Origin of the sequence: Microbacterium sp. NPDC058021, assembly GCF_042885955.1 — a bacterium.
Lineage (GTDB): Bacteria > Actinomycetota > Actinomycetes > Actinomycetales > Microbacteriaceae > Microbacterium.
Genome location: NZ_JBHVRF010000002.1, coordinates 647,418 through 673,089, shown reverse-complemented (window position 1 = coordinate 673,089; position 25,672 = coordinate 647,418). Strand labels below are relative to the sequence as shown.

Here is a 25,672-nt window from a genome sequence, read left to right as displayed (position 1 = left end):
GGGGGTGGACATGCACATGACGGCGACCCGAGCACCATTGCTCGTCTACTTCTCCAGCCTGTCCGGCAATACCGCGAAATTCGTGGAGAAGCTGGGCCTCCCGGCCGCGCGTATCCCGTTGCGCTCCTCAGAGCCCGCGCTCACGATCGACGAGCCCTTCGTCCTGGTCACCCCCACCTACGGTGGCGGTCAGGGCCGGGGTGAGGAGAAGGGCGCGGTTCCCAAGCAGGTGATCCGGTTTCTCAATGACGAGAGCAACCGGCGCCTGATCCGCGGAGTCATCTCTGCGGGCAACACCAACTTCGGCGCGGCCTTCTGCCTCGCCGGTGACATCATCAGCCGCAAGTGCAACGTGCCGCACTTGTACCGGCTCGAACTGTTCGGCACGCCAGAAGACGTCGATCGCGTAAGCGAGGGACTGGAGCAATGGTGGAATCAGCACTGACCGACTTGGCCTTCAAGGCCGACGCACGCTTCGAGGGCATGGACTACCACTCCCTCAACGCGATGCTCAACCTCTACGGGCCGGACGGGAAGATCCAGTTCGACGCCGACAAGCGCGCCGCGCGGGAGTACTTCCTGCAGCACGTGAACCAGAACACCGTGTTCTTCCACTCCCTCGAGGAGAAGCTCGACTACCTCGTCGAGAAGGAGTACTACGAGCCGGCCGTGCTGGCGAAGTACTCGATGGAGTTCATCAAGCAGCTCAACGACTTCGCCTACGGCAAGAAGTTCCGCTTCGAGACGTTCCTCGGCGCGTTCAAGTACTACACCAGCTACACGCTGAAGACCTTCGACGGCAAGCGCTACCTCGAGCGGTTCGAGGACCGCGTCGTGATGACGGCGCTGGGCCTGGCCGACGGCGACGAGGCGCTGGCCACGGAGCTCGTCGATGAGATCATCTCGGGCCGCTTCCAGCCGGCGACCCCGACGTTCCTCAACACCGGCAAGGCCCAGCGCGGCGAGCTGGTGTCGTGCTTCCTGCTGCGCATCGAAGACAACATGGAGTCGATCGCCCGCGGCATCAACTCCGCCCTGCAGCTGTCCAAGCGCGGTGGCGGCGTGGCGCTGCTGCTGTCGAACATCCGTGAGGCCGGCGCCCCGATCAAGCAGATCGAGAACCAGTCCAGCGGCATCATCCCCGTCATGAAGCTGCTCGAAGACAGCTTCAGCTACGCCAACCAGCTCGGTGCGCGTCAGGGTGCCGGTGCCGTGTACCTGTCGGCGCACCACCCCGACATCCTGCGCTTCCTCGACACCAAGCGTGAGAACGCCGACGAGAAGATCCGCATCAAGACGCTGTCGCTGGGTGTCGTCATCCCCGACATCACCTTCGAGCTCGCCAAGAACGACGAGGACATGTACCTGTTCTCGCCGTACGACGTCGAGAAGGTCTACGGCGTGCCGTTCGGCGACATCTCGGTCACCGAGAAGTACCGCGAGATGGTCGACGACGAGCGCATCAAGAAGACGAAGATCAACGCGCGCGAGTTCTTCCAGACCCTCGCCGAGATCCAGTTCGAGTCGGGCTACCCGTACATCATGTTCGAGGACACGGTGAACAAGGCCAACCCGATCAAGGGCCGGATCAACATGTCCAACCTGTGCTCGGAGATCCTGCAGGTCAACACCCCGACCACCTACAACGAGGACCTCTCGTACAAGGAGATCGGCAAGGACATCTCCTGCAACCTGGGCTCGATGAACATCGCCCTCGCGATGGACGGCGGCAATCTCGGCAAGACCGTCGAGGCCAGCATCCGCGCCCTCACCGCGGTCAGCGACCAGAGCCACATCCGCTCGGTCCGCTCGATCGAGGACGGCAACGACCGCTCGCACGCGATCGGCCTCGGGCAGATGAACCTGCACGGCTACCTCGCCCGCGAGCACGTGCACTACGGCTCCGAAGAGGGCCTGGACTTCACGAACATCTACTTCTACACGGTGCTGTTCCACGCCCTGCGGGCGTCGAACCTCATCGCGATCGAGCGCGGCACGGCCTTCGAGGGCTTCGCCGACTCGACCTACGCGTCGGGGGAGTTCTTCGACAAGTACCTCGAGCAGGAGTGGGTGCCGCAGACCGAGAAGGTCAAGCAGATGTTCGCCGGCATCGACATCCCGACGCAGGACGACTGGCGCGCGCTGAAGGCATCCATTCAGCAGCACGGCATCTACAACCAGAACCTGCAGGCGGTGCCCCCGACCGGCTCGATCTCGTACATCAACAACTCGACGTCGTCGATCCACCCGATCGCGTCGAAGATCGAGATCCGCAAGGAAGGCAAGCTCGGCCGCGTCTACTACCCGGCGCCGTTCATGACGAACGACAACCTGGAGTACTACCAGGACGCGTACGAGATCGGCTACGAGAAGGTCATCGACACGTACGCCGCCGCGACGCAGCACGTGGACCAGGGTCTGTCGCTGACGCTGTTCTTCAAGGACACCGCCACGACGCGTGACATCAACAAGGCCCAGATCTACGCCTGGCGCAAGGGCATCAAGACCATCTACTACATCCGTCTGCGTCAGCTGGCCCTCGAGGGCACGGACATGACCGAGTGCGTCTCCTGCATGCTGTGACCCCGGTCACCGCACACGCACACGAGACGAGCCGAGGAAAGACATCGACATGACCGAAAAACTGCCGCTGCTGGACCACGTCCAGGCCATCAACTGGAACCGCATCGAGGATGACAAGGACCTCGAGGTCTGGAACCGCCTGGTGAACAACTTCTGGCTGCCCGAGAAGGTGCCGCTGTCCAACGACATCCAGTCGTGGAACACGCTCACCCCCGAGGAGCAGACCCTCACGATGCGGGTGTTCACGGGGCTCACGCTCCTGGACACCATTCAGGGCACGGTCGGCGCCGTCTCGCTCATCCCCGACGCGATCACGCCGCACGAAGAGGCCGTGTACACCAACATCGCGTTCATGGAGTCGGTGCACGCCAAGAGCTACTCGTCGATCTTCTCCACGCTCTGCTCGACGAAGGAGATCGACGAGGCCTTCCGCTGGTCCGTCGAGAACCCGAACCTTCAGAAGAAGGCTCAGATCGTCATGGAGTACTACCGGGGCGACGAGCCGCTCAAGCGCAAGGTGGCATCCACCCTGCTCGAGAGCTTCCTGTTCTACTCGGGCTTCTACCTGCCCATGCACTGGTCGTCGCGGGCGAAGCTCACGAACACGGCCGACCTCATCCGCCTCATCATCCGTGACGAGGCCGTGCACGGCTACTACATCGGGTACAAGTTCCAGAAGGGGCTCGAGAAGGTCTCGCAGGCCGAGCGCGATGAGATCAAGGACTACACGTTCTCGCTGCTGTACGAGCTCTACGACAACGAGGTGCAGTACACGCAGGACCTCTACGACTCCGTCGGGCTGACCGAGGACGTCAAGAAGTTCCTGCACTACAACGCCAACAAGGCGCTGATGAACCTCGGCTACGAGGCGATGTTCCCGGCGACGACCACCAACGTCAACCCGGCGATCCTGTCGGCCCTGTCGCCGAACGCCGACGAGAACCACGACTTCTTCAGCGGGTCGGGTTCTTCGTACGTCATCGGCAAGGCCGAGGCGACCGAAGACGACGACTGGGACTTCTGACCCGCTGCTGCGTGATGCCCGGCGGCGCCTCCTCGTGAGGTGTCGCCGGGCTTTCTCGTGGGGGGATCGAAGGGGACGGCGCGGGCGTCGGATGCCGGTGGCAGACTGACCGCATGCTGCTCGCCGAGCTCGTCGACACCGCCGATGCCGTGACGGCCACGCGCTCGCGCCGGGCGAAAGTCGATGCGCTCGCCGCGCTGCTGCGACGTCTCGAGCCCGACGACCTCGCTCCGGCGCTGGGCCTCTTACTGGGCAAGCCGCGACAGGGGCGCATCGGCGTCGGGTGGCGCAGTCTGGCGTCGGCTGCGGGAGCGCCGGCTGAAGAGGCGACCCTGACGATCGCCGACGTCGACGCGACCCTTACCGAGCTCGCCACGACGTCGGGGCCCGGCTCGGCGGAGCGCCGCTCGGCTTCGCTCGCCGCGTTGCTCGGGCAGGCCACCGCCCGGGAGGCGGACTTCCTGCGGCGATCACTCCTCGGCGACGTGCGCACCGGCGCGCTGGAGGGTGTGGTCACCGATGCGATCGCGCAGGCCGCCGCCCGACCCCTCGCGGCGGTCCGCCGCGCGGCGATGCTGTCGGGCGACCTCGGCGAGACCGCGCGTATCGCGCTGCACGGCACCGAAGCCGATCTGGCGGGGACGGGCCTCGTCGTCGGACGCGCCGTGCTGCCGATGCTCGCCAGTACCGCATCCACGGTGGCCGAGGCGATCACGACCGTCGGCGAGGCATCCGTGGAGTACAAGCTCGACGGTGCCCGCATCCAGGTGCACCGCAGCGGCGACGACGTGCGCATCTTCACCCGCAATCTCGCCGACATCACCCATCGCCTCCCCGAGATCGTGGACATCGTCCGGGCCATGCCGGTGCGCGCCGTCGTGCTCGACGGCGAGACGCTCGCCCTCGACGAGGACGAGTCGCCGCGGCCGTTCCAGGAGACGATGGCGCGGTTCGGTGCCGAGGCGGCGCGCGAACTCGTGCTGCATCCATGGTTCTTCGATGTGCTGCATCTGGACGGTCGGGACCTGATCGACGAGCCCCTGCGCACTCGCATGGCAGAGCTCGCCCGCATCGCGCCGGCCCACCGCGTCCGCGGCGAGGTCACGCCCGATCCCGAGGTCGCTGAACGGGTGAGCCGTGATGCCCTCGCCGCCGGGCATGAGGGCGTCGTCGTCAAGGCCATCGATTCGACCTACGCGGCGGGTCGACGCGGGTCGAGCTGGATCAAGGTCAAGCCGGTCCACACCTTCGACCTCGTGGTGCTCGCGGTCGAGCAAGGCTCGGGGCGCCGTTCGGGGATGCTCTCCAACCTCCACCTCGGTGCCCTCGATCCTGAGGGGGAGTTCGGTGAGCCAGGCGGATTCGTCATGGTCGGCAAGACCTTCAAGGGGCTGACGGATGCCACGCTGCGCTGGCAGACCGAGCACTTCCCGACGATCGCCACCGGCCGCACGCCCGGCACGCTGTGGGTGCAGCCGATCACGGTCGTGGAGATCGCGATCGACGGCGTGCAGCGGTCGCCGCGCTACCCCGGCGGCATCGCGCTGCGGTTCGCACGCGTCAAGGCGTACCGCGACGACAAACGCGCCGCGGACGCCGACACGATCCAGACGCTGCGCGGCCTGCTGCGGTAGCCGGGCGTCGCCCGCTGGCGGCCGGGCGGTGGCGCGCCGGCGGGGATCAGTCGCGCGGCGGCAACTGCTGCAGCGTCCAGGTGTTGCCGTCGGGGTCGTCGAACGTCACGAAGCGCCCCCACGCCTGCTCGTCGACACCCTGTGCGTCGACGCCCGCAGCGCGCAGGTCGGCCAGCGCCGCGTCGGCATCCGGCACGACGACCTGGATGCAGTCCTGATCGCCCGGCTGCATCCGAGAGCCGAGTCCGGTGCCGAAGGCGATCGAGCACGCCGACCCGGGCGGAGTGAGCTGCACGAATCGCAGCCCTTCGTACGGCACCTGGTCGTGGTCGGCGTGGAAGCCGATCTTCACGTAGAAGTCCTTCGCGCGGTCGACGTCCGTCACCGGCACGAAGATGAGCTCGATCTTCCAGTCCATGGCGTTCTCCTCAGCCTGGGATCCCGGCGGGATCGCTGTATCGCCGACGGTACGCGGCAACGAGGACACATCGTGTCCGCGTTCAGCGGCGTGGTCGGAGTGCTCGTGCGCCGGAGGTGATCGGGGCTTGGGTCGGCCCGGTGTCTGTGCCACGCTCGGAGCAGCGATGACGCACCGGGAGGAACGATGGACGAAGCTCTGCGACCGATTCCCGCCGAGTCGCTGCGGATCGGGAGCGGCCGCACCCGTCGGTTCGTCGGGCGCGAGCACGGGGCGGGCCTGTCGTACTTCTTCGTCGACAACGATCCCGGGCAGGGCCCGGGACTGCACCGGCATCCCTACACAGAGACGTGGATCGTGCTGGAGGGCGAGGCCGAGGTGACGATCGGCGATCGCGTCCTGCGGGCGACGGCGGGGGACACCGTCACCGCGCCGCTGTGGACCTGGCATCGCTTCGTCAACTCCGGCACGTCGCGGCTGCGGATCGTCTGCATGCACGCGTCGCCGGTGATCATCCAGGAGTGGTGGGACTCGCGCGGCACGCTCGACATCCCGTCGCTGACCGACTGAAGGAGTGCACATGTCTTTCCAGGCGTACCTCGACGCCGTCGAGAAGAAGACCGGGCTCACGCCGCGCGAACTGGTGGCGATCGCAGGGGAGAAGGGGTTCGATTCGTCGACGGCTGCCACGCCTATCGTGCAGTGGCTCGCCGACGACTACGGACTCGGGCGTGGGCATGCGATGGCGATGGTCCACGTCATCACGAAGGGGCCGCAGATCAGCGCGAAGCACGTCGGCAGCGGCGGCACGCACGCCGATCCGACCGACACGCTGTGGCTGGATGGGGCTGCGACCAACCCGCATCCCTGACGAGCGACGTCAGAAGCGGGCGGAGAACCCGCCGTCCGCGTGCAGCAGCTGGCCGGAGATCCACCGGCCCTCCGGGGAGACGAGGAACGACACGACGCCGCCGATGTCGGTGGGCGTGCCGAGGCGGCCCAGGGGATGGTGCGCGCCGAGCTGTTCGCGCGTCGCGGCATCCATCCAGCCGGTGTCGATGGGGCCGGGGTTCACGACGTTGGCGGAGATGCCGAGCGGGCCGAGCTCGCGTGCGGCGGAGATGACGATGCGATCGAGCGCGCCCTTGGACGCGCCGTAGGGGAGGTTGCCGGTGGTGTGGTCGCTGGTGAAGGCGACCACCGCGCCGCCGGTGGGCGGCACCTGGCGGGCGAACGCCGCGATCAGCAGCATGCTGGCGCGGGCGTTGACCGCGACGTGGCGGTCGAAGCTCTCGGCGGTCGTGTCGAGGATCCCGGACTCGACGTCGTGCGCGTGGCTGAGGATCAGGGCGTCGATGGCGCCGTGGTCGGCGCGGACGGCGTCGATCAGGTCGTCGGGTGCGGTCGGTGACGACAGGTCGGCGGGGTAGTCCGCGGACTCGAGGTCGCTCGTGACCACCTGCCAACCGTCGGCGACCAGCCGCGGCACGACGCCCGCGGCGATGCTGTTGGCGCGGGCAGCGCCGGTGACGAGGGCGAGGGGCATGTCCCCGATGCTAGGTGGTCGCCGCATCTGCTGTCGGAATTCAGGCTGCGGGCCGGTCTCGGCGACAGCCCGCGGCCGCGCCGCCGCGAGAGCCTGAATTCCGACAGGGACGGCGGGTGGGTGGCCACCGGACCGGGGCCGGGTGCCGGGTGGGGTGGGGGTCGGGTGGGGGTGGGCGGTCGGGCCGGGCGGTGGCGCCGGGCGACGGGGTGGAGCCGGTGGGCGTCGGAATTCAGGCTGGGGGCGGGTGACGGGCCGGAGACGGCGGTGCGGGGGAGCGGGAGCCTGAATTCTGACGGGTTCGGGGGTCAGGTGGGCGCGGGGACGCGGGCGGCGCGGAACGGCTGACGGGGGCGGGGGTCAGGCGGGCGCGGGGACGCGGGCGGCGCGGCGACGGCGGACGAGCGCGACGACCCACTCGACGACCAGCCACAGCCAGCCGGCGATCCAGACGGATGCCGCGATGACGAAGATGCCGGACGAGACGTCCGCCGCATCGCCGTCGCCGGCGAGGCCGGCGGCGAGCATGAAGGTGGATCCCCAGTCGCCGCTGTCGCCGCCGTCGACCAGGAAGATCCCCACGAGCACGACGGCGATGCTCGTCGCCCACGCCGCGATCAGCGCGCGCCGCGCCCCGGTGCCCTCGCGCAGCGCGGCGCGCCCGCCGAGGTATCCGCTGGCAGCCACCGCGACCTGCATCCCGTAGCCGATGAGCCACACGGGCGCGGTCCAGATGATGGCGACCACCATCCAGCCCGCCGAGGCCAGCTTCAGCGCGAGCGCCACCAGCGGCAGCACGACGAGGGCGATGCCGGTCAGGCGGGCGGTCGTGGGACTGATCGGGCGGGTCATCGTTTAATCATGGCCCGGCGTCGTGCCACAGCGTGACGCATCGATAGCATCGAGAGTGCCGGTCCACATACAGGTCCACATACGAGGGAGGAATCGCGATGAACGCCGAACGTCCCCCCTTCAGCCCCGTCATCTCGCTGCTGACGGTGTCCGCCATCTGGGATGCCCGCCTGGGCGGTGCCCTGAAGTCCGTCGGCCTCACCACGCGCAAGTTCGGTCTGCTCGCCCACATCGGCGCCGAACCCGGCATCTCCTTCAGCGAGCTCGCCCGCCGCAGCCAGATCACCGTGCAGACCGCCCACACCGCGGTGCGCGCCCTCGCCGCGGCGGGGATGGTCTCGGATGCCACGGCGCACGCGGGCGCGGCATCCGACCTGCGCGTCACGAAGAAGGGGCAGCAGGCGCTGGACAGCGCGGACGCGCTCGTCGCCTCGCTCGACGTGGCCTTCACCGCCGCGCTCCCGGGGCTCGCCTCGGCCCTGCAGGGCCTGCACGAGCGCCCGTTCGGCGAAGAGGAGCATAACCTTCAGGTAGACTGAAGGTATGTTCCGCACCCCTCTGGCTCTGTTCCGCGTGCTCGCGTTCGCGGAAGCCGTCTCGTGGACCCTGCTGATCACCGGTCTCGTGCTGCGTGCCACGGTGGGGCTCGACATCGCCGTGTCGATCGGCGGCGGTATCCACGGGTTCGTCTTCCTCTCCTATGCCGCCACCGCGGTCGTCGTCGCGAAGAACAACCGCTGGTCGCCCTGGCCCACCGCCGTCGCGATCGTCGCGGCGATCATCCCGTACGCCACCATCCCGGTGGAGATCTGGCTCAACCGCACCGGCCGCCTCGCCGGCCAGTGGCGCCCGACCGAGACTGACGACCCGCGCGACCGCACCTGGCACGACCGCCTGTTCCGCACGCTGCTGCGCCGCCCGTGGCTGTTCGCGCTGGCGCTCGCGGTCGGTGTCGTCGTCGTCTTCACGGTGCTGCTGATTCTCGGCCCGCCCGGAGGCCGTTGAGCCGGTAGCGTGGGCGGCTCACCGACACGAGGAGACGCCATGCTGTCGATCGGCATCGCCGCCGCGGCCGGACCCGCCGTCGCGGCGGCCCTGGCTCCGGCGCTGGAAGCCGCAGGCCTGCGCGCGCTCTGGGTCAACGACACCCCGGGCGCCGACGCGCTCGAGGTGCTGGCTGCCGCCGCTGCGGTGACGAGCACGCTGACGCTCGCCACCGGTGTGATCCCCGTCGATCGCCGCAGCCCGGCGCAGATCGTCGCCGCGGCGGAGCGGCTCGGCCTGCCGCAGGACCGCCTGGTGCTGGGGATCGGGTCGGGCGCCCTGCGCACGGGAGCCTTGGATGCCGTCGGCGACGCGGCGCGCACGCTGCGCGCCGACACCGACGCCCGCGTCATCGTCGGGGCGCTGGGGCCGCGCATGCGCCGGCGCGGCACCGCGGATGCCGACGGGCTGCTGCTGAGCTGGCTCACCCCCACCGCTGCGGCCGCGCAGGCCGCCGACGCCCACGCCGCCGCACCCGACGCCCACGTCGCCGTGTACGTGCGCACCTCGGTGCACCCCGACGCCGACGCGCGCCTGGCCGCCGAGACCGCGCGCTACGCGGGGTTCCCGAACTACGCGGCCCACTTCGCGCGCCTCGGGATCGACCCGGCCGCCACCGTCATCGACAGCACCACCGACCTCCGCGCCGCCCTCGAGGCGTACGAGAACAGCGTCGACGAGGTGGTGCTGCGGGCCATCACCCCGACCGACGACACCGCGGACTACCTCGGCTTCGTGGATGCCGTCGCCGGCGCCCGCCGGCCCTGACCACGCCACGACGTCGCAAAAGAAACACGACGCAACGGAATTTCTCAACGGCCGCCGCGTTTGATTACCTGTCATGGTGAGCACAGATACCTCCACAGCCGAGCCCGTCACCCACTCCGAGTGGATCCGCGCTCGCCGCGAGGCTGTCACCGCGCCGCAGGGAGCCCTCTCCCTCGTGCTCACGAACTGGTCGCCCGCCGGCGAGCCTCCCGTCGAGGAGTCCGTCGCCCGGCAGGGGCACCCGGCATCCGCGCTGTTCACCCGTCTCGAGCGCACCGACATCGAGACCGGCCTGCCGCAGCACGCGTACCGCATCTGGCGTCAGGACTCTCCCGCGAACCTCGCCTTCGAGGACATCGAGCGCTACCCGTACGACCCCGCCTGGGTGCTCGAGGGGCGCTTCGAGCTCGTCGACGAGCAGCGCGTCGTGCCGTTCGAGCACATCCGGGATGCCGGCGCCACGCGGGGCCTGCCCGTCTCGGGCGACCTCGTGTTCGACCTCGACGGCACCGAGTACCGACTCAGCGCCTTCGACACGGTCTACGGCGGCACCGCCAAGCTGCAGCTCGTCTTCGGTGACCTCACCAACGGGTCGGAGACCTACGGCGCCGGGCGCTTCCTCTTCCTCGACCGTCCCGCCGAGTCGCGCGACCTCCGCCCCGGCGACAGCGTCGCGCTCACGATCGACTTCAACCGCGCGACCGTGCCGCCGTGCGGCTTCTCCAACCAGATGAACTGTCCGCTGCCGCCGGCGCAGAACCGGCTGCCGTTCGCGCTGCGCGCGGGCGAGAAGCGCGTGCGCTTCGCCGACGGCTTCTCCCTCTGACTCTCTCCCACCCGAATCCGGTTTCGCGCCGACTGCTTCACCCTCACAGCAAAGGACCCGACGTGACTTCACGCCGCTTCAATCGACTCCTCGCCGCGTCCGCCGCGGTGTCCGCCGGTGCGCTCCTGCTCGCCGGATGCGCCTCGGGCGCAGCCCCCGCGGCATCCGGTGACGCCGACGCGTCGGCCGAGATCGTCGTCGGCTCGCAGAACGAGCCCACCAACCTCGACCAGATCTTCGGCGGTTCGTCGGGCGTGACCGAGGTGTTCACGGGCAACGTCTACGAGGGCCTGTTCCGCATCACCGACGACGCCGAGGTCGAGCCGCTGCTCGCCGCCGAGACCGAGGTCTCCGACGACGGTCTGGTCTACACCTTCACCCTCGCCGACGCGTCGTTCCACTCGGGCGACCCCCTCACGGCAGAAGACGTCAAGTACAGCCTCGAGCGGTTCGTCGGCGACGAGTCGATCGCGGCGCGCAAGAACCAGCTCAAGGTCATCCAGAGTGTCGATGTCGTCGACGACAAGACCGTCGCGGTGACCCTCGCGCAGCCGTCGATCAGCTTCACCTACAACCTCGGCTACGTCTGGATCGTCAACGACGAGGCGGGGGAGCTGACCACCACCGCCGACGGCACCGGACCCTACGCCCTGGCCGACTACCGCAAGGGCGACTCGATCACCCTCGAGGTGAACGAGGACTACTGGGGCGACGCGCCCGCCAACGGCGGCGTGGTCTACCAGTACTACGCCGACCCGACCGCGCTGAACAACGCGCTGCTGACCGGTGCCGTCGACCTCGTCACCAGCCAGTCGAACCCCGACAGCCTCGCCGAGTTCGAGGCCGCCGGCTTCCAGATCATCGAGGGCACCTCCACCACGAAGGAGCTGCTGGCCTTCAACGACCGCCTCGCGCCGTTCGACGACGTCGCCGTGCGCAAGGCGCTGTACTCCGCGATCGACCGCGAGAAGCTGCTCGATGCGATCTGGGACGGCCGCGGCGAACTGATCGGCTCGATGGTGCCGCCGTCGGAGCCGTGGTACCTCGACCTCGCCGACAACAACCCCTACGACCCGGCACTGGCCGAGCAGCTGCTCGCCGAGGCCGGCTACGCCGACGGGTTCACCTTCACGATCGACACCCCCGACTCGGGCGTGCACTCCACGGTCGCCGAGTTCCTGAAGTCTGAGCTGGCGAAGGTCGGCGTGACGGTGGACATCAACATCATCACCGACGACGAGTGGTACCAGAAGGTCTACACCGACAAGAACTTCCAGGCGACGCTGCAGGGCCACGTCAACGACCGCGACATCAACTTCTACGGCAACCCCGACTTCTACTGGGGCTACGACAACGCCGACGTGCAGTCGTGGCTGGCCGCGTCCGAGGCGGCATCCACCGTCGAGGAGCAGACGGAGCTGATCGCGAAGGCGAACCAGCAGATCTCCGATGACGCCGCGAGCGTGTGGCTCTACCTCAACCCGCAGCTGCGCATCGCCGCCGAGGGTGTGACCGGGGTGCCCGAGAACGGCCTGAACTCGCTGTTCTACGTGTACGACATCACGAAGGCGTAGCGATCACCCGGTACCTGCTTCGACGGACAGGATTGCTGCTGCTGGCGTTCGCGCTGGCGGTGACAATCCTGTTCGTCGTGCTCCGGGTGCTCGGAAACCCGGTGTTCGCGCTGATCTCGGTCGGCGCGACGGATGCCGAGATCGCCGCGGCCGCCGCCCGCCTGGGGGTGGACCGGCCGATCCACGAGCAGTTCTTCGCCTACATCGGGCAGCTGCTGTCGTTCGATCTCGGACAGTCGTTCACCAACCACCTCAACGTCGGCGACGAGATCGTGCGGCGACTGAACGTCACCCTCCCGCTGACGCTGCTGTCGTTCACGCTGTCGGTGCTCATCGCGGTTCCTGTCGGCTTCTTCGCCGCCTGGAAGTCGCGCACCTGGTACGGCACGACGTTCTCGGCGGTGTCGCAGCTGGGCGGGGCGATCCCGGTGTTCTGGGTCGGCATCCTGCTCGTCGCGGTGCTGTCGCTCGGGTGGCGGCTGTTCCCCGCCGGCGGGTTCCCCCGCACCGACTGGGAGGATCCCGGCGCGGCGCTGTACTCGCTGGCCCTGCCGGTGATCACGATCGCGATCGTCGCCGGCAGCGACCTCGCGCGGTACGTGCGCAGCGCCACGCTCGACATCCTCGGGCAGCAGTACCTGCGCGCCGCGCGGGCCGCGGGGCAGAGCTTCGCCACGGCGCTGTGGCGCCACGGGGTGCGCAACGGCGTCGTGCCGCTCATCTCGATCCTCGCCATCCAGCTGTCGACGACGTTCGTGGGCGCCGTCATCATCGAGCGCGTGTTCGCGCTGCCGGGGCTGGGCGACATGCTGCTGGTGGGCATCAAGGAGCAGGACTTCCCGAGCGTGCAGGGCGTGCTGCTGTTCTCGACGGCGCTCGTGCTCGTGCTCGGGTTCATCGCCGACGTGCTGCAGCGCATCATCGACCCGCGCCTGCGGGACTCCCTCTCCGGCAACCGGCGGACGAAGGCTCTGGCATGACCGCGACCATCCTGCCCACCGTGCCCGCACCGGCCCCCGCGCCGGCGGCATCCGCCCGCCGTCGGCGCGCGCGGCGGTCGGTCAACCTCGCCGTCGGCGCGGCGCTGTTCGGCCTCATCGCGGTCATCGGCCTCGTCTCGGTGTTCTGGACGCCGTTCGCCTACGACGACACCACCGGCGACCGGCTGCAGCCGCCGTCGCTCGAGCACTGGGCCGGCACCGACCGGCTCGGCCGGGACCTGTTCACCCAGCTCATGATCGGCGCGCGCCTCGCGCTCGCGGTGGGGTTCGGCTCCGTCCTGATCGCGGCGATCGTCGGCATCACGCTGGGGCTGGCCGCCGCCGTCGCCCGGCGCTGGGTGGACGACGCCATCTCGAGTCTGCTCGACATCGCCATCGCCTTCCCGACGCTGCTGCTCGCGATGCTCATCGTCGCGTGGCGGGGGGCCTCGCTCGACTCGGCCATCCTCGCGATCGGGCTCGCCGGGGCGGCGGTCATCGCCCGGCTCACGCGCATCACCGCGACCCGGGTGCTCGCGATGGATTACGTCACCGCGGCGCGGACCTCCGGCACCGGCACCCTCGGCATCCTGCGCCGCCACGTGCTGCGCAACGTCTGGCCCACACTCATCGTGCCGCTCGCGCTGCAGTTCGGCGGCGCCGTGGGGGCCGAGGCATCGCTGTCGTACCTCGGGCTCGGCTCACCGCCGCCGAACGCCTCGTGGGGGCGGATGCTGCAGGAGGCGCAGAGCACGGTGCTCGTCGCGCCGACCGCCGCGATCCTCCCCGGCATTCTGCTCGTGGCCCTCATCATCGGGGTCAACCTGCTCGCCGACGGCCTGCGCGACGTCGCCGACCCGACCTCCCGGAGCATCCGATGAGCGCCCTGCTGACGGTCGATCGACTCGGTGTGCGCATCGACGGGCCCGACCCCGTCGATCTCGTCCACGCCGTGGATGTCACCCTCGCCCCCGGCGAGCGGCTCGGGATCATCGGCGAGTCCGGATCCGGCAAGTCACTCACCGCCCTCGCGGTGCTGGGGCTGCTCGGGCACCCGCTCGTCGCACACGGATCGGCGCGCGTGGCGACGGATGCCGGTGAAGTCGAGATCGTCGGCACGCCGTCGCGGCGGCTCGACCGCGTGCGCGGCGCGATCATGAGCGCGGTGTTCCAGGAGCCGCTGTCGTCGCTGGACCCGCTCATGCGGGTCGGCAAGCAGGTGGCGTGGCCGCTCGCGCACCACGGCGGCCTGCGCGGCGAGGCTCTCCGCCGCGGCGTGCTCGACGCCCTCGCCGACGTGCAGCTGAGCGACCCGGAGCGCATCGCGCGGTCGTACATCCATGAGATCTCCGGCGGTCAGCGCCAGCGCGTGGCGATCGCGATCGCGCTGGCGGCGGGGCCCCGGCTGCTCATCGCGGACGAGCCGACCACGGCGCTGGATGTCACCGTGCAGGCCGGCATCCTGGAGCTGCTGCAGCGCGAGGTCGCCGAGCGCGGCATGGCGCTCATCTTCATCAGCCACGACCTGCCGGTCGTCTCCGGCATCGCCGACCGCGTGCTCGTGATGCGCGGCGGCCGGCAGATGGAGCTGGGGGACACCGCGCAGATCCTGGGCGCCCCGGGCGATCCGTACACGGCCGAGCTCGTCGCGGCATCCCGGCGCCTGGACGACTTCCTGCCGCGGTCGACGTCGGGAAGGGGCGCCTGATGCCACACGCGCAGACGCCGCTGCTCGCGGCCGAGGACGTCGCGTTCGCGTACGGGAAGGGCACACCCGTGCTCCGTGGCGTGTCGGTCGCGCTCGCGCCGGGGGAGAGCCTGGGGCTCGTGGGCGAGTCGGGCGCGGGCAAGACGTCGCTGCTGCGCGTGCTGCTCGGGCTCGCCGCCCCGACCGGGGGTCGCGTGCTGTTCGAGGGCCGCCCGCTCGACCGGCGGTCGGCCTCGACGATGCGGGCATTCCGCCGCGCGGTGCAGCCGGTGTACCAGGACCCGTTCTCGTCGCTGGATCCGCGGATGACCGTGGGGGAGTCGATCGCCGAGCCGCTGCAGTCGCTGCGGCTGGGGGACGATCGCGCGTCGCGTGCGGCACGCGTCGCGGAGCTGCTCGAAGCGGTCGATCTGCCGGCGGATGCCGCCGAACGCTACCCCGAGGCCTTCTCCGGCGGGCAGCGGCAGCGCATCGCGATCGCGCGTGCGCTCGCGCCGCGCCCGCGGCTGATCCTCGCCGATGAGCCGGTGAGTGCCCTGGACACCTCGGTGCGCATGCACGTGATCGAGCTGTTTCAGCGCCTCGCGCGCGAGCAGGGCATCGGGATGCTGCTGGTCTCCCACGACCTCACCATCGTGTCGGCGCTGTGCCGGCGCATGGCGGTGCTCGAAAGCGGCCGCATCGTGGAGAAGGGGCCGACCGAGCGCCTCCTCACCGCGCCGGAGCATCCGTACACGCAGCGGCTGCTCGCGTCGGTGCCGCGCCTGCCCGCGTAGCGCGGTGCCGGGCGGGGCCGCGTGACGCGCGGGGGTGCCGGTGCGGGGCCGCGTGGCCGTGGCCGTGGCATCCGGTGGTCGCCGGTTCTTCGGGGATCGCCGGTTCTTCGGAGCGGGGCGGGGGTTCGGCTCCGAGGTTGTGGCTTTCTCCGAAGTTGTGGCGATGGCGGGGTGGATGCCGCGAGGCGATGTGTTGCCGCGACGGCGGGTGTGGCATCCGGTCGTTGCCGGTTCTTCGGGGATCGCCGGTTCTTCGGAGGGGATCGGGGGGTTCGGCTCCGGCGTTGTGGCTTTCTCCGATGTTGTGGCGATGGCGGGGTGGATGCCGCGGCGGCGGGGTAGATCCCGTGCGGCGGGTGGATGCGGTGAGGCGATGTGTTGCCGCGAGGCGATCTGTTGCCGCGACGGCGGGGGTGGCATCCGGTCGTCGCCGGTTCTTCGGGGATCGCCGGTTTTTCGGAGTGGATCGGGGGTTCGGCCCCGGCGTTGTGGCTTTCTCCGATGTTGTGGCGACGGCGGGTGGGTGCCGCGGGGCGATCTGTTGCCGCGACGGCGGGCGTGGCATCCGGTCGTTGCCGGTTCTTCGGGGATCGCCGGTTTTTCGGAGTGGGGCGGGGGTTCGGCTCCGAGGTTGTGGCTTTCTCCGAAGTTGCGGCGATGGCGGGGTGGATGCCGCGGCGGCGGGGTGGATGCCGCGAGGCGATGTGATGCCGCGGGGCGATCTGTTGCCGCGACGGCGGGCGTGGCATCCGGTCGTCGCCGGTTCTTCGGGGATCGCCGGTTCTTCGGAGTGGATCGGGGGTTCGGCTCCGAGGTTGTGGCTTTCTCCGAAGTTGTGGCGACGGGGATCGGGGGCGATGGCGGAGCGGGAGCGGCGGGGAGCGGGAGCGACGAGGATCCCGACACCCGACACCCGAGTCCCGAGTCCCGACACTCGCGACGGCGCGTCAGCGGCGGGTGGAGACCGTCACGGTGAACTTCGCGTCGCGCGCGACCTGCCGGGTCGGTCCCACCAGGCGCTCGAGGGCGGGACGGTAGCGCAGCGGCGAGTTCCAGACGCACCACAGCTCGCCGCCGGGCCGCAGCACGCGGGCGGCATCGGCGAACAGGTGGGGCGCGAGCGCGTCGGTGACGGCCGCCCCGCTGTGGAACGGCGGGTTCAGCGCGATGAAGCCGGCCGTGCCGTCGGACAGCGCCGACAGCGCATCGTCCCGCGCGACCGTCACCCGCCCCGCGACCTGGTTCGCCTCGGCCGTCGCACGCGCCGAGGCGACAGCGGCGGCGGAGGCATCCGACGCATAGACCGTGACGGACGGATGCCGCAGCGCCACGGTCGTCGCGATGACTCCGGTGCCGCAGGCGAGGTCCACCACGAGGTCGCCGGGCGCCCCGGTGGGGATCCGCTCCGGCAGGTGCGCGAGCAGCAGCCGCGTGCCGATGTCGATGCGCGGCCCCGCGAACGCGCCACCGAAGGCGCAGACCACGAGACCGTCGTGGCTCTCGCGCGCCGGCACCGGGTCGGCGCCGTGCTGCGGCCCGCGCGCCACCAGCACGCGCGCCTTCTGCCGGGCATGCGTCACGTCGAGCCGGGTGAACCGCTCCCGCAGCACATCGTTCATCGCGAGCGCCATGTGCTTGATCCGCCCGCCCGCGAACACGACGACGTCGGGGTCGGCGTGCGCGGCGACGAGCCCGGCGATGTCCCGCAGCGCCGCGAGGGAACGGGGGAGGCGCAGCAGCACCACGCGCGCGTCGCGCACGAGGTCGGCCTCCAGCGGCATCGACCGCACCCGGTCCGCCAGGGCGAATCGTTCGGCGTTCGCCGCGAGCGCCCGTTCGCCGGTCACCGGATCCTGATGCACCCGGATGCCGGTGGCGCCGGCATCCGCCGCTCCGAGCGCGAGCGCGCCGTACGCGTCGCCGATCACGACGAGCGAGCCATCGCCGAGACCCTGCCGCGCGGCGGCGGACTCGTCCAGCAGCAGGCGGTCGGCGGCGTCGACGGCGGGGAGGTCGGCCGACTCGACATCGGGCCACCGCCGCAGCTGATCGAGGTCGATCATGCGTCGTCGGCGTACCGCAGGCGCGCGTCGTCGGGCGTGCACTCGTCGCCGATGCGGATGCCCGCGGCGATGCGGCCCTCGTCGCGGAGCACCCGCAGCTGCGTGACGGCGCGCTCACGCAGCTGCCACGGATCGATCGTGTTGACGTAGATCTTCGTGCCGCCCTCGAACCCGGCCGGATTCGAGATGCGCCACTTCAGCACGACGCGCCACGGCATGGGCCACGGCGCCCCCGGCGGCCGGTAGTGCCACTCCTCGTTGGTCGGCACCTGGGGCCCGGTCGCGGCGTGGAGCGCGTGGATGAGATCCGACATCGCGCGCACCCCGGCGGGGGTGTGCTCGTGGGGGAGGTTCGCGGGGGAGGTCGAGTACACCTCGAACGCGGGGTAGCGGTGACCGACCCCGGCGAACACCACCGCACCGTCGGTCGCGGCGACGACGAGCCCCTCCCGCACCGCCATGTCGGCGATGGCCCGCTGGTAGAGCCCGTGGTCGGCTGACAGCATCCGCAGTTCGTGGTCGAGCTGCGGTCCCGGTTCGTCGATCGCGACGAGCTGCTTGTGCAGGTGGTCGAACGAGGCGCCGGCGGCGCGCAGCCAGTTCTGGAACACCGCGACGTAGGCGGCGTTCGGCTGGGCGCGGGCGATCTCCTCGAGCGACTGCACGGTGAAGGCGATGTAGGCCGCGTGCTCGTCGGGGCTGAGCATGCCCGATGAAGCCAGCTGGTCATCGGTCTCGGCGCCGTCGACCACGTGGCGGCGGGCCACCACCACGTCGTGCGATCCGCCGACGAGATCCAGCGCCGCCTCCTCGAGGCTCTGCGCCGTACCGGTCGCGGCCGCGCGGATCGCCGCCAGATGCTCCAGATGCCGCCGCCCCACCGGGTCGGACAGGTACTCCTGCGCCCACTGCACGACGCGGGTGGGCTGGCGGAACCCGTGGTTCTCGCGCCAGTACTCCGCGGAGACGATCTCGAACAGGTTGCCGAACCGGCGGAACTGCGCGACCGTGTCCGACAGCTCGCGCGCCGGCACCCGCCGCACCTCCGTGAAGTCCGGACCGATCAGCCGCACCTTCTCCGGCGTGGTCTCCAGGTAGCGGTCCTGGCAGAACGCGCAGAGCCGCCGCTCGTCACCCGGCGCGAGCACGGCGACATGCTCACGCGGCACGAAGAGCGGACGACCGGCACGACCGGGAACCGTCCAGACGCGGGTGCCGGTGAGGGGACCGATCTGCTTGACGGTGCCGTCCGGCATCCGCTGAAGGGGGGTGCGTTGCCTGGCCTCGCTCACCACCTCAGCCTAGCCACGCCCACTGTCAAGGCGTCGCCGCCCTCGCCGCAGTGCAGTTGACTGTCCCCATGAGAATCGTCGCGCGCTGGCTGCTGGCCGGGTTCATGCTGTTCGCCGGCCTCAGCCACCTGTTCTGGGCCCGCAAGGAGTTCCAGGCGCAGGTGCCGGATGCCATCACCGAGATCGTCCCCATCGACAAGGACGGCGTCGTCGTCGCGTCGGGCGTGGTCGAGGCCGCCTTCGGGGTGGCGCTCATCGCGCTGCCGAAGGAGCGCCGGCGCATCGGCGCGGCCCTCGCAGCCTTCTTCGTCGCCGTCTTCCCCGGCAACATCGCGCAGTACACGCACAAGCGCGACGGGTTCGGTCTCGACACCGATCAGAAGCGGCTGGTGCGCCTGTTCTTCCAGCCGCTGCTGGTGGCGTGGGCGCTCTGGTCGACCGCTCCCGCCCGCCGACGCTGAACGCTCAGCGCGCGTCGGGGTGGAAGCGCACCTGACGGGTGTTGCCCTCTTCGCGCAGCTCGACCACCGTGGGGTGCTCGCGCAGGAAGTCGGTGAACGTCTTGTGCCCGAGCTCCTTCTCGCTGAACGAGGGGTCCATGCGACGCATGAGGTCCTTCACCGCCGAGGCGTTGACCCATTCGTCGTCGGTGCGCACGCCCTCCAGGCGCAGCGCGCGCTCGAGCAGCTCGGTGGACGGGTCGACGACGCGCTTGCGGGCGCGGGAGCGCGCCGGGGCGGCATCCTTCTTCTCGGCGCTGGTCTCGGGGCGGGTCACACCCGGCAGCGAGTCGTACGAGTCGAACTGATCGCAGGCGGCGGCGAGCGACTTGGCCGTGGAGCCGGCCACCCCGACGCCCACCACGATGCGGCCGAGCCGCTTGCAGCGCTGCGCGAGCGGCACGTAGTCGCTGTCACCGCCGACGATGACCACGTGGGTGAGGTCCGGCAGGCGGAACATGTCCTCGACGGCATCCACGGCGAGGCGGATGTCGGCACCGTTCTTGGCGTAGGCCGCCGCGGGGAACAGCTGCACGAGGTCGACGGCGCGGGCGACGAGCTGCGCGCGGTACTCCGCGTTGACCGGCATCGACCAGTCGGCGTAGGCGCGCGTGAGCACGAGGGTGCCGAACGAGGCGGCGTAGTCGATGATGGCGCCGACGTTGATGGTCGCCGCCGCAAGGCGTTCGGCGACTTCGGGGTCGGTGGTGTCCGCCGCGATCTTCTGACGGTCGCGGGAGTAGGCGTTGCGCCCGTGCACGCGGTCGTACCAACTCATGACGATGTTGTCGAAGTCGAGGTACACCGCCACGCGTGCCGGCTGGGGATCCGCCATGCTCATGCCTCCTGGGGGTAGCGCACGCCGATCTGCGCGCGGATGTCGTCGAGCGTGCCCATGATGGCGACGCTCTCGTCGAGGGGGAGCAGGTCGCTGTCGACCCGTCCCTCGGAGATGAGGCGTTCGGCCGCGAGTGCCTGGTACTGCATGCCGCGCCCGTCGACCTCGGAGACGTACTCCTCCAGCACGGTGCCGTCTGGCGTGGTGAGACGGAACGTGGTGGGCGTGTACCAGACGCGGTCGATGTCGATGCGCGCCTCGGTTCCCACGATGTGGGCGCTGTTGGGACCGGCAGCTCGCGACGAGGAGATGGTCGTCGAGAGGGCGCCGCTGCCGTGCGTCATGACGGTCGCGACCTCGGCGTCGGCGCCCGTCTCGGCGAGCCGCGCGGCGGCCTGCACCGAGGTGGGGGCGCCGAGGATGTCCCACGCGAACGAGAGGGGGTAGATGCCGAGATCCAGCAGCGCCCCGCCGCCGAGTTCGAGGGCGTTGAGGCGATGGGTCGGGTCGGCGGTGATCTTCTGCGTGTGGTCGGCGAAGACGGTGCGCACCTCGCCCAGGGCCCCGTCGGCGATGAGCTTGCGCACCCGCACCATGTGCGGCAGATACCGCGTCCACATGGCCTCCATCGCGAGGAGTCCGTTGCGTCGCGCGGCGTCGCGCACGGCCGCGGCTTCGGCGGCGGTGAGGGTGAACGGCTTCTCGACGAGCACGTGCTTGCCGGCGTCGAGCATCGCGATGGCGTTCTCGGCGTGCGCCGGGTGGGGCGTGGCGATGTACACGATGTCGACGTCGGGATCCGCGGCGAGCTCGTCATACGAGCCGTGGGCCCGGGGGATGCCGAACTCGTCGGCGAAGCGCTGCGCCGATTCGGCGCTGCGCGACCCGACGGCGGCGACGTCGAGCCCCGCCGTCTGCAGGTCGCTCGTGAAAGCGTGGGCGATACCGCCCGTGGCAAGGATCCCCCAGCGAAGTCCGGTCATAGTCCGAGCGTACCCGGCGGCGCACCCCCGGATAGGCTCGATCCGTGGCATCCCCCGTCGACCGCTTCCGTGAACTGCTGCGCCTGGCGACCGTGTCGAACGTCGACGAGACGCTGACCGACTGGGAACCGTTCGAGGCGTTCACCGCCGCGATCGAGCGGCTCTACCCGCGGCTGCACGCGGTGCTCGAGCGCGAGATCGTCGCGGGTCACTCGCTGCTCTACCGCTGGGCGGGCGCGGCGTCAGCCGAGCCGCTGGTGCTGATGGCGCACATCGACGTCGTCCCCGTCGTCGTGGAGGAGTGGGACACCGACCCGTTCGCGGCGGAGATCGTGGGGGAGGGGGCGGATGCCGCCATCCACGCCCGCGGCGCGATCGACGACAAGGGATCGCTCGTGGCGATCCTCGAGGCGGTCGAGCAGCTCCTCGCCGACGGGTTCACCCCGGCGCGCGACGTGTACCTCGCCTTCGGCCACAACGAGGAGACCGCCGGCGCCGGCGCGCAGGAGATCGTCGCGGTGCTGCGGGAGCGGAGCGTCACCCCCGGGCTCGTGCTCGACGAGGGCGGCGCCGTCGTCGAGGGCGTCATCCCCGGCGTCACGGTGGCCACCGCGATGGTGGGAGTCGCCGAGCGCGGCATCATGACGGTGCTGCTCACGGCCCGCGAGGGCGGCGGACACGCGTCCACGCCGCCGGCGTTCCCCGCGACCGCACGGCTGGCGCGGGCGATCACGCGGCTGCACCGGCATCCGTTCCCCGCCCGCCTCGCGCCGCCGGTGCGCGCCATGTTCGCCACCATCGCCCCGCACGCCCCGCAGCCGCTGCGCGCGCTGCTGTCGCGCATCGACCTGTCGGCGCCGTTGCTGGCAGCCGTGCTGCCGCGCCTCGGGCCCGAGATGAACGCGATCGCCCGCACGACCGCGGTGACCACCCAGCTCAGCGGCGCGCCGGGGGAGAACGTGCTCGCCACGAGCGCCAAGGCCGCCGTGAACATCCGCCTGCTCACCGGCGACACCGTCGCCGCCGCCACCGACCGGGTGCGCCGGGTGATCGCCGACGACGCCGTGGAGATCGAGGTGCGTCACGCTTCCGACCCGTCGCCGGTGTCGCCGTGGCGCGGTCCCGCCTGGCGTCGCATCGCCACCGCCGTGGCCTCGGCCCTGGGTGAGGACATCGTCACGACGCCGTACCTGCAGCTGGGAGCGAGTGACAGCCGCTGGTTCACCGCCATCAGCGCGAACGTCTACCGCTTCACGCCGTTCCACCTCACGCGCGAGGAGCGCGACGCGCTGCACTCGCACAACGAACGCATCCGCGTGGACACCTGGCTGCGGGGCATCGGCTTCTACCGCGATCTCATTCGCGGGAGCTGACTCACTCCGGCGACGGTGCGGGGGGCCTCGGGGGCTCCTCGGAGACCGCCAGGAGGAACGCGATGATCTGCACCCCCGTGCCCTCCAGTCGAGTGCCGCGGCCGAACTCCCAGCCGTCGTCGCTCGCGCGCACCCGGTGGCCCGCCACGACGGCACGGCGGGGCAGCGGCGCCGTCGTCGCGGCGTAGAGCGCCACGGCTCCGGTGACCGCGGGCGGCAGCTGAGCGGTGACCCCCGCGCTCTGGGTCAGCAGCAGGTAGGCGCGGACGACGCGCGACAGGGTGCGGATGCCGCGGCGGCGGCCGTCGCGCACCCGGGCGTCCAGCAGTGCCAGGCCCGCCGCATCGGGGGAGACCTCTTCGCGCAGGCGCGCCGTCGACACGAACTCCCCGGCGAGGGCGGATGCCTGTTCGGGCGGGGCCGCCGCGACGATGCGCGCCGCAGCCGCCACGACGTCGGCGATCTGGTTGCGACGGTCGCGGGACACCGCAGACTCGTCGGAACCCGGTCGATTGCTCAGGGGAAGGAAGCGTCCGAGATCCGGCATGCGGGCAGTCTAGGCCGCGCGGCGCCCGCTGGCGCGGGTGTGCGCTGAGACCGAGGCGGGGTGGTGCAGCCGGCGCTGGAGGGTTCGGTCGTCGCATCCGCACCTGTGGGCCGCGGGAGCGGCGCGTTCGCGACGACTGAAGGTGGGGTGGCGCGCTGGCGGGGGTTCGGTGGTCGCGTTCGGCCCTGCGTGGGGCGGGGAGTGGGGTGTTTGCGACGACTGAAGGTGCGGGGCGGCGGGCGCTGGCGGCGTTCGGTGGTCGCAATCGGCCCGGCGGGACGCTGGCAGCGGGGCGGATGCCACGACGGAGGGAAGCGGATGCTGCGCGGCGGCGGCACGGAAGGGGTGCGCGGGACATAATGGGTGGGAATGATGTGACCGTGCACATGCAAGGGCGGACGAGGATGACCGACGATGCGAGCGGGCGAAGGCCCAGCATCCGCGATGTCGCGCGGTTGTCGGGCGTCTCGCATCAGACCGTCTCGCGCGTGCTGAACAACCACCCGAGCATCCGGCCTGAGACACGCGATCGCGTGCTGGCGGTCATGGCGGAACTGCAGTACAGCCCCAATCGTGCCGCGCGGGCCCTCGTGACCAGCCGCTCGCAGACGATCGGCATCCTCGCCGGGTCGAGCTCGCAGTACGGGCCGGCATCGAGCATCGCCGCGATCGAGGCCGCCGCCCGCGCCCGCGGGTACTGGGTGTCGACGGCCAACATCGAGCCCGGCGACCCGCAGTCCATCCCGGACGGTCTGTCGCACCTCATGGCCCAGTCGATCGAGGGCCTGGTCGTCATCGCCCCGCAGGTGCGCGTCTTCCGCGCGATCGCCGCACAGCGCCTCGACATCCCCTACGTCACCCTGCAGTCCACCGACCTCGACCCGGGGCACACGCTCTCGGTCGACCAGATCGCAGGAGCGCGACTGGCGACGCGCCACCTCATCTCGCTCGGACACCGCGAGATCTACCACCTCGCAGGTCCCCAGGACTGGATCGAGGCCGAGGCGCGCATGACCGGGTTCCTCGATGAGATGAGCGCCGCCGACATCCCCACCACCGCGCCGATCCTGGGGGACTGGACGGCCGAGTTCGGCTACTACGCCGGGCGTGAACTGCTGAGGGTGCGGGACTTCACCGCGATCTTCTCCTCCAACGACCAGATGGCGCTGGGACTCATGCACGCGATCCGCGACGAAGGACTCGACGTGCCGCGCGACATCAGCATCGTCGGATTCGACGACATCCCCGAGGCGGCGCATTTCTGGCCGCCGCTGACGACGGTGCGTCAGGACTTCGCCGAACTCGGCCGCCGCTGCGTCGATGTGCTGTTGGGGGCGGAGGAGGGGGCGCCGTCGCCGGCGGGCAACGCCCTCGTGCCCGAGCTCATCGTGCGCGCGTCGGCCGCCGCCCGTGTGCACGCCTGACCCGGCGTTATCAACCCGAGATCGACGACGGGTTGACACGCACCACCGACGGATCGCTATAGTTTCCTCAATGTGAACGGTCACATTGACCGCAACACAGTCGACCACCCGACATCGACGATCAGGCAAGGGAGCCGAACCCGTGGCAATGGGCAGTGACGCCGAACGCAAGCAGCGCTATGTGAGCGGGGTCAAGACCGAGGTCGCCGTCGCACGCGTGCGCGCGGAAGTCGCGACGTTGCATGCGGAGTTGGTGCGGTACGGCCTGGTGGTGTGGACCGGTGGGAACGTGTCGGGGCGGGTGCCGGGGGCGGATCTGTTCGTGATCAAGCCGTCGGGGGTGTCGTATGACGATCTGGGTCCGGAGAACATGATCGTGTGCGACCTGGACGGTGCCGTGGTGGCGGGGACGCCCGGCAGTGACCGGTCGCCGTCGAGTGATACCGCGGCGCACGCGTATGTGTACCGGAACATGCCGGAGGTGGGTGGGGTGGTGCACACGCATTCCCCGTATGCGACGGCGTGGGCGGCGCGGGGTGAGGCGATTCCGTGTGTGATCACGGCGATGGCGGATGAGTTCGGCGGGGAGGTGCCGGTGGGCCCGTTCGCGATCATCGGGGACGATTCGATCGGCCGCGGCATCGTGGAGACGTTGACGGGACACCGGTCGCGGGCGGTGTTGATGCAGAACCATGGCCCGTTCACGATCGGGGCCAGCGCGAAGGATGCCGTGAAGGCGGCGGTGATGGTGGAGGACGTGGCCCGCACCGTGCACCTGGCACGGCAGGGCGGCGAGGTCCTCCCGATCCCGCAGGACGCGATCGACCGGCTCTACGACCGGTACCAGAACGTGTACGGACAGACCACCGACGACCGCCGGTAGCCCTCCGGGCGAGCGGTCAGCATGAAACACCAAGAC

Annotated in this window: 27 protein-coding genes; 19 read left to right on the top strand and 8 right to left on the bottom strand. The window is 70.4% G+C overall.

Going from position 1 to position 25,672, the window contains the following annotated elements; translation table 11 throughout:
* The first annotated feature begins 10 nt into the window (after positions 1-10).
* The 4 genes from nrdI to ACFVR6_RS06675 all read left to right on the top strand — a co-directional run bounded on the left by nrdI (position 11) and on the right by ACFVR6_RS06675 (position 5,241).
* Complete coding sequence (gene nrdI, locus ACFVR6_RS06690) at positions 11-445, top strand: class Ib ribonucleoside-diphosphate reductase assembly flavoprotein NrdI (RefSeq protein WP_386960162.1); 435 nt, start codon at positions 11-13, stop codon at positions 443-445.
* Positions 427-2,583, top strand: a complete 2,157-nt coding sequence (nrdE, locus tag ACFVR6_RS06685) for a class 1b ribonucleoside-diphosphate reductase subunit alpha (protein WP_386960159.1) — start codon at positions 427-429, stop codon at positions 2,581-2,583. The genes nrdI and nrdE overlap by 19 nt, the downstream gene beginning before the upstream one ends.
* 49 nt (positions 2,584-2,632) lie before the next feature.
* Complete coding sequence (gene nrdF, locus ACFVR6_RS06680) at positions 2,633-3,607, top strand: class 1b ribonucleoside-diphosphate reductase subunit beta (RefSeq protein WP_386960156.1); 975 nt, start codon at positions 2,633-2,635, stop codon at positions 3,605-3,607.
* A gap of 113 nt (positions 3,608-3,720) precedes the next feature.
* Entirely contained in the window at positions 3,721-5,241 is a 1,521-nt protein-coding gene (locus ACFVR6_RS06675; RefSeq protein WP_386960153.1) for an ATP-dependent DNA ligase, read from the top strand.
* A gap of 46 nt (positions 5,242-5,287) precedes the next feature.
* On the opposite strand, the gene ACFVR6_RS06670 is transcribed toward ACFVR6_RS06675, so the two are convergent.
* The gene (locus ACFVR6_RS06670) at positions 5,288-5,659 is read right to left on the bottom strand and encodes a VOC family protein (protein WP_386960150.1); all 372 of its coding nucleotides are present in this window, start codon (positions 5,657-5,659) and stop codon (positions 5,288-5,290) included.
* A gap of 186 nt (positions 5,660-5,845) precedes the next feature.
* On the opposite strand from ACFVR6_RS06670, the gene ACFVR6_RS06665 reads away from it, so the two are divergent.
* Together ACFVR6_RS06665 and ACFVR6_RS06660 are read left to right on the top strand one after the other, a co-directional pair.
* Entirely contained in the window at positions 5,846-6,229 is a 384-nt protein-coding gene (locus ACFVR6_RS06665; RefSeq protein WP_386960147.1) for a cupin domain-containing protein, read from the top strand.
* Positions 6,230-6,239: 10 nt separating this feature from the next.
* Complete coding sequence (locus ACFVR6_RS06660; protein WP_386960144.1) at positions 6,240-6,530, top strand: DUF4287 domain-containing protein; 291 nt, start codon at positions 6,240-6,242, stop codon at positions 6,528-6,530.
* Between the two features lie 9 nt (positions 6,531-6,539).
* Here ACFVR6_RS06660 and ACFVR6_RS06655 read toward each other — a convergent pair whose 3' ends face one another.
* On the bottom strand, positions 6,540-7,205 hold the full coding sequence (locus ACFVR6_RS06655) for an SDR family oxidoreductase (RefSeq protein WP_386960141.1): 666 nt from the start codon (positions 7,203-7,205) through the stop codon (positions 6,540-6,542).
* 360 nt (positions 7,206-7,565) lie between these two features.
* Complete coding sequence (locus ACFVR6_RS06650; protein WP_386960138.1) at positions 7,566-8,057, bottom strand: hypothetical protein; 492 nt, start codon at positions 8,055-8,057, stop codon at positions 7,566-7,568.
* A 98-nt stretch (positions 8,058-8,155) separates the two neighbouring features.
* On the opposite strand from ACFVR6_RS06650, the gene ACFVR6_RS06645 reads away from it, so the two are divergent.
* The 9 genes from ACFVR6_RS06645 to ACFVR6_RS06605 all read left to right on the top strand — a co-directional run bounded on the left by ACFVR6_RS06645 (position 8,156) and on the right by ACFVR6_RS06605 (position 15,733).
* Positions 8,156-8,596: a MarR family winged helix-turn-helix transcriptional regulator gene (locus tag ACFVR6_RS06645; protein ID WP_386960135.1), complete on the top strand. Its 441-nt coding sequence runs from the start codon at positions 8,156-8,158 to the stop codon at positions 8,594-8,596.
* Positions 8,597-8,600: 4 nt separating this feature from the next.
* The gene (locus ACFVR6_RS06640; RefSeq protein ID WP_386960132.1) at positions 8,601-9,062 is read left to right on the top strand and encodes a DUF3817 domain-containing protein; all 462 of its coding nucleotides are present in this window, start codon (positions 8,601-8,603) and stop codon (positions 9,060-9,062) included.
* A 39-nt stretch (positions 9,063-9,101) separates the two neighbouring features.
* A complete protein-coding gene (locus tag ACFVR6_RS06635; RefSeq protein WP_386960129.1) occupies positions 9,102-9,869 on the top strand; it encodes an LLM class flavin-dependent oxidoreductase in 768 nt (255 codons plus the stop codon).
* A gap of 73 nt (positions 9,870-9,942) precedes the next feature.
* On the top strand, positions 9,943-10,695 hold the full coding sequence (locus ACFVR6_RS06630; RefSeq protein WP_386960126.1) for a DUF1684 domain-containing protein: 753 nt from the start codon (positions 9,943-9,945) through the stop codon (positions 10,693-10,695).
* 62 nt (positions 10,696-10,757) lie between these two features.
* Positions 10,758-12,269: an ABC transporter substrate-binding protein gene (locus ACFVR6_RS06625; protein WP_386960123.1), complete on the top strand. Its 1,512-nt coding sequence runs from the start codon at positions 10,758-10,760 to the stop codon at positions 12,267-12,269.
* A 32-nt stretch (positions 12,270-12,301) separates the two neighbouring features.
* The gene (locus ACFVR6_RS06620) at positions 12,302-13,249 is read left to right on the top strand and encodes an ABC transporter permease (RefSeq protein ID WP_386960120.1); all 948 of its coding nucleotides are present in this window, start codon (positions 12,302-12,304) and stop codon (positions 13,247-13,249) included.
* Positions 13,246-14,130, top strand: coding sequence for an ABC transporter permease (locus tag ACFVR6_RS06615; protein WP_386960118.1), 885 nt, complete (start codon positions 13,246-13,248; stop codon positions 14,128-14,130). The genes ACFVR6_RS06620 and ACFVR6_RS06615 overlap by 4 nt, the downstream gene beginning before the upstream one ends.
* Positions 14,127-14,957 (top strand): ATP-binding cassette domain-containing protein, encoded by an 831-nt coding sequence (locus tag ACFVR6_RS06610; protein ID WP_386960115.1) that lies wholly within the window; start codon positions 14,127-14,129, stop codon positions 14,955-14,957. The genes ACFVR6_RS06615 and ACFVR6_RS06610 overlap by 4 nt, the downstream gene beginning before the upstream one ends.
* Positions 14,957-15,733: an ABC transporter ATP-binding protein gene (locus ACFVR6_RS06605; protein WP_386960112.1), complete on the top strand. Its 777-nt coding sequence runs from the start codon at positions 14,957-14,959 to the stop codon at positions 15,731-15,733. Before ACFVR6_RS06610 ends, ACFVR6_RS06605 begins: the two co-directional genes overlap by 1 nt.
* A 947-nt stretch (positions 15,734-16,680) precedes the next feature.
* Here the strand turns inward: ACFVR6_RS06605 and ACFVR6_RS06600 are convergent.
* Both ACFVR6_RS06600 and ACFVR6_RS06595 read right to left on the bottom strand, forming a co-directional pair.
* A complete protein-coding gene (locus tag ACFVR6_RS06600; protein WP_386960109.1) occupies positions 16,681-17,796 on the bottom strand; it encodes a class I SAM-dependent methyltransferase in 1,116 nt (371 codons plus the stop codon).
* A complete protein-coding gene (locus ACFVR6_RS06595) occupies positions 17,793-19,052 on the bottom strand; it encodes a DUF4921 family protein (protein ID WP_386960313.1) in 1,260 nt (419 codons plus the stop codon). The genes ACFVR6_RS06600 and ACFVR6_RS06595 overlap by 4 nt, the downstream gene beginning before the upstream one ends.
* Before the next feature lie 104 nt (positions 19,053-19,156).
* Between ACFVR6_RS06595 and ACFVR6_RS06590 the strand changes: the two genes are divergently transcribed.
* The gene (locus ACFVR6_RS06590) at positions 19,157-19,549 is read left to right on the top strand and encodes a DoxX family protein (RefSeq protein WP_386960107.1); all 393 of its coding nucleotides are present in this window, start codon (positions 19,157-19,159) and stop codon (positions 19,547-19,549) included.
* A gap of 4 nt (positions 19,550-19,553) precedes the next feature.
* Here the strand turns inward: ACFVR6_RS06590 and ACFVR6_RS06585 are convergent, their stop codons facing one another.
* Both ACFVR6_RS06585 and ACFVR6_RS06580 read right to left on the bottom strand, forming a co-directional pair.
* Complete coding sequence (locus ACFVR6_RS06585; RefSeq protein ID WP_386960104.1) at positions 19,554-20,423, bottom strand: NYN domain-containing protein; 870 nt, start codon at positions 20,421-20,423, stop codon at positions 19,554-19,556.
* Between the two features lie 2 nt (positions 20,424-20,425).
* The gene (locus ACFVR6_RS06580; RefSeq protein ID WP_386960100.1) at positions 20,426-21,409 is read right to left on the bottom strand and encodes a Gfo/Idh/MocA family protein; all 984 of its coding nucleotides are present in this window, start codon (positions 21,407-21,409) and stop codon (positions 20,426-20,428) included.
* 44 nt (positions 21,410-21,453) lie between these two features.
* Between ACFVR6_RS06580 and ACFVR6_RS06575 the strand changes: the two genes are divergently transcribed.
* Positions 21,454-22,782, top strand: a complete 1,329-nt coding sequence (locus ACFVR6_RS06575) for a M20/M25/M40 family metallo-hydrolase (protein ID WP_386960097.1) — start codon at positions 21,454-21,456, stop codon at positions 22,780-22,782.
* A 1-nt stretch (position 22,783) separates the two neighbouring features.
* Here ACFVR6_RS06575 and ACFVR6_RS06570 read toward each other — a convergent pair whose 3' ends face one another.
* The gene (locus ACFVR6_RS06570; RefSeq protein ID WP_386960094.1) at positions 22,784-23,329 is read right to left on the bottom strand and encodes a hypothetical protein; all 546 of its coding nucleotides are present in this window, start codon (positions 23,327-23,329) and stop codon (positions 22,784-22,786) included.
* 404 nt (positions 23,330-23,733) lie between these two features.
* On the opposite strand from ACFVR6_RS06570, the gene ACFVR6_RS06565 reads away from it, so the two are divergent.
* On the top strand, positions 23,734-24,753 hold the full coding sequence (locus tag ACFVR6_RS06565; RefSeq protein ID WP_386960091.1) for a LacI family DNA-binding transcriptional regulator: 1,020 nt from the start codon (positions 23,734-23,736) through the stop codon (positions 24,751-24,753).
* Between the two features lie 148 nt (positions 24,754-24,901).
* The gene (locus tag ACFVR6_RS06560) at positions 24,902-25,636 is read left to right on the top strand and encodes an L-ribulose-5-phosphate 4-epimerase (protein WP_386960310.1); all 735 of its coding nucleotides are present in this window, start codon (positions 24,902-24,904) and stop codon (positions 25,634-25,636) included.
* The last annotated feature ends 36 nt before the right edge of the window (positions 25,637-25,672 follow it).

Excerpts from the sequence above, each read along its gene's own strand:
- ACFVR6_RS06635 (WP_386960129.1), top strand. The coding sequence starts at position 9,102 with ATGCTGTCGATCGGCATCGCCGCCGCGGCCGGACCCGCCGTCGCGGCG.
- ACFVR6_RS06630 (WP_386960126.1), top strand. The coding sequence starts at position 9,943 with ATGGTGAGCACAGATACCTCCACAGCCGAGCCCGTCACCCACTCCGAG.
- ACFVR6_RS06595 (WP_386960313.1), bottom strand. The coding sequence starts at position 19,052 with ATGCCGGACGGCACCGTCAAGCAGATCGGTCCCCTCACCGGCACCCGC.
- ACFVR6_RS06655 (WP_386960141.1), bottom strand. The coding sequence starts at position 7,205 with ATGCCCCTCGCCCTCGTCACCGGCGCTGCCCGCGCCAACAGCATCGCC.
- nrdF (WP_386960156.1), top strand. The coding sequence starts at position 2,633 with ATGACCGAAAAACTGCCGCTGCTGGACCACGTCCAGGCCATCAACTGG.
- ACFVR6_RS06670 (WP_386960150.1), bottom strand. The coding sequence starts at position 5,659 with ATGGACTGGAAGATCGAGCTCATCTTCGTGCCGGTGACGGACGTCGAC.
- ACFVR6_RS06570 (WP_386960094.1), bottom strand. The coding sequence starts at position 23,329 with ATGCCGGATCTCGGACGCTTCCTTCCCCTGAGCAATCGACCGGGTTCC.
- ACFVR6_RS06675 (WP_386960153.1), top strand. The coding sequence starts at position 3,721 with ATGCTGCTCGCCGAGCTCGTCGACACCGCCGATGCCGTGACGGCCACG.
- ACFVR6_RS06585 (WP_386960104.1), bottom strand. The coding sequence starts at position 20,423 with ATGGCGGATCCCCAGCCGGCACGCGTGGCGGTGTACCTCGACTTCGAC.
- ACFVR6_RS06560 (WP_386960310.1), top strand. The coding sequence starts at position 24,902 with ATGGGCAGTGACGCCGAACGCAAGCAGCGCTATGTGAGCGGGGTCAAG.
- ACFVR6_RS06565 (WP_386960091.1), top strand. The coding sequence starts at position 23,734 with ATGACCGACGATGCGAGCGGGCGAAGGCCCAGCATCCGCGATGTCGCG.
- ACFVR6_RS06665 (WP_386960147.1), top strand. The coding sequence starts at position 5,846 with ATGGACGAAGCTCTGCGACCGATTCCCGCCGAGTCGCTGCGGATCGGG.
- ACFVR6_RS06615 (WP_386960118.1), top strand. The coding sequence starts at position 13,246 with ATGACCGCGACCATCCTGCCCACCGTGCCCGCACCGGCCCCCGCGCCG.
- ACFVR6_RS06590 (WP_386960107.1), top strand. The coding sequence starts at position 19,157 with ATGAGAATCGTCGCGCGCTGGCTGCTGGCCGGGTTCATGCTGTTCGCC.
- ACFVR6_RS06610 (WP_386960115.1), top strand. The coding sequence starts at position 14,127 with ATGAGCGCCCTGCTGACGGTCGATCGACTCGGTGTGCGCATCGACGGG.
- ACFVR6_RS06640 (WP_386960132.1), top strand. The coding sequence starts at position 8,601 with ATGTTCCGCACCCCTCTGGCTCTGTTCCGCGTGCTCGCGTTCGCGGAA.
- ACFVR6_RS06660 (WP_386960144.1), top strand. The coding sequence starts at position 6,240 with ATGTCTTTCCAGGCGTACCTCGACGCCGTCGAGAAGAAGACCGGGCTC.
- ACFVR6_RS06605 (WP_386960112.1), top strand. The coding sequence starts at position 14,957 with ATGCCACACGCGCAGACGCCGCTGCTCGCGGCCGAGGACGTCGCGTTC.
- nrdE (WP_386960159.1), top strand. The coding sequence starts at position 427 with ATGGTGGAATCAGCACTGACCGACTTGGCCTTCAAGGCCGACGCACGC.
- ACFVR6_RS06600 (WP_386960109.1), bottom strand. The coding sequence starts at position 17,796 with ATGATCGACCTCGATCAGCTGCGGCGGTGGCCCGATGTCGAGTCGGCC.
- ACFVR6_RS06645 (WP_386960135.1), top strand. The coding sequence starts at position 8,156 with ATGAACGCCGAACGTCCCCCCTTCAGCCCCGTCATCTCGCTGCTGACG.
- ACFVR6_RS06650 (WP_386960138.1), bottom strand. The coding sequence starts at position 8,057 with ATGACCCGCCCGATCAGTCCCACGACCGCCCGCCTGACCGGCATCGCC.
- nrdI (WP_386960162.1), top strand. The coding sequence starts at position 11 with ATGCACATGACGGCGACCCGAGCACCATTGCTCGTCTACTTCTCCAGC.
- ACFVR6_RS06580 (WP_386960100.1), bottom strand. The coding sequence starts at position 21,409 with ATGACCGGACTTCGCTGGGGGATCCTTGCCACGGGCGGTATCGCCCAC.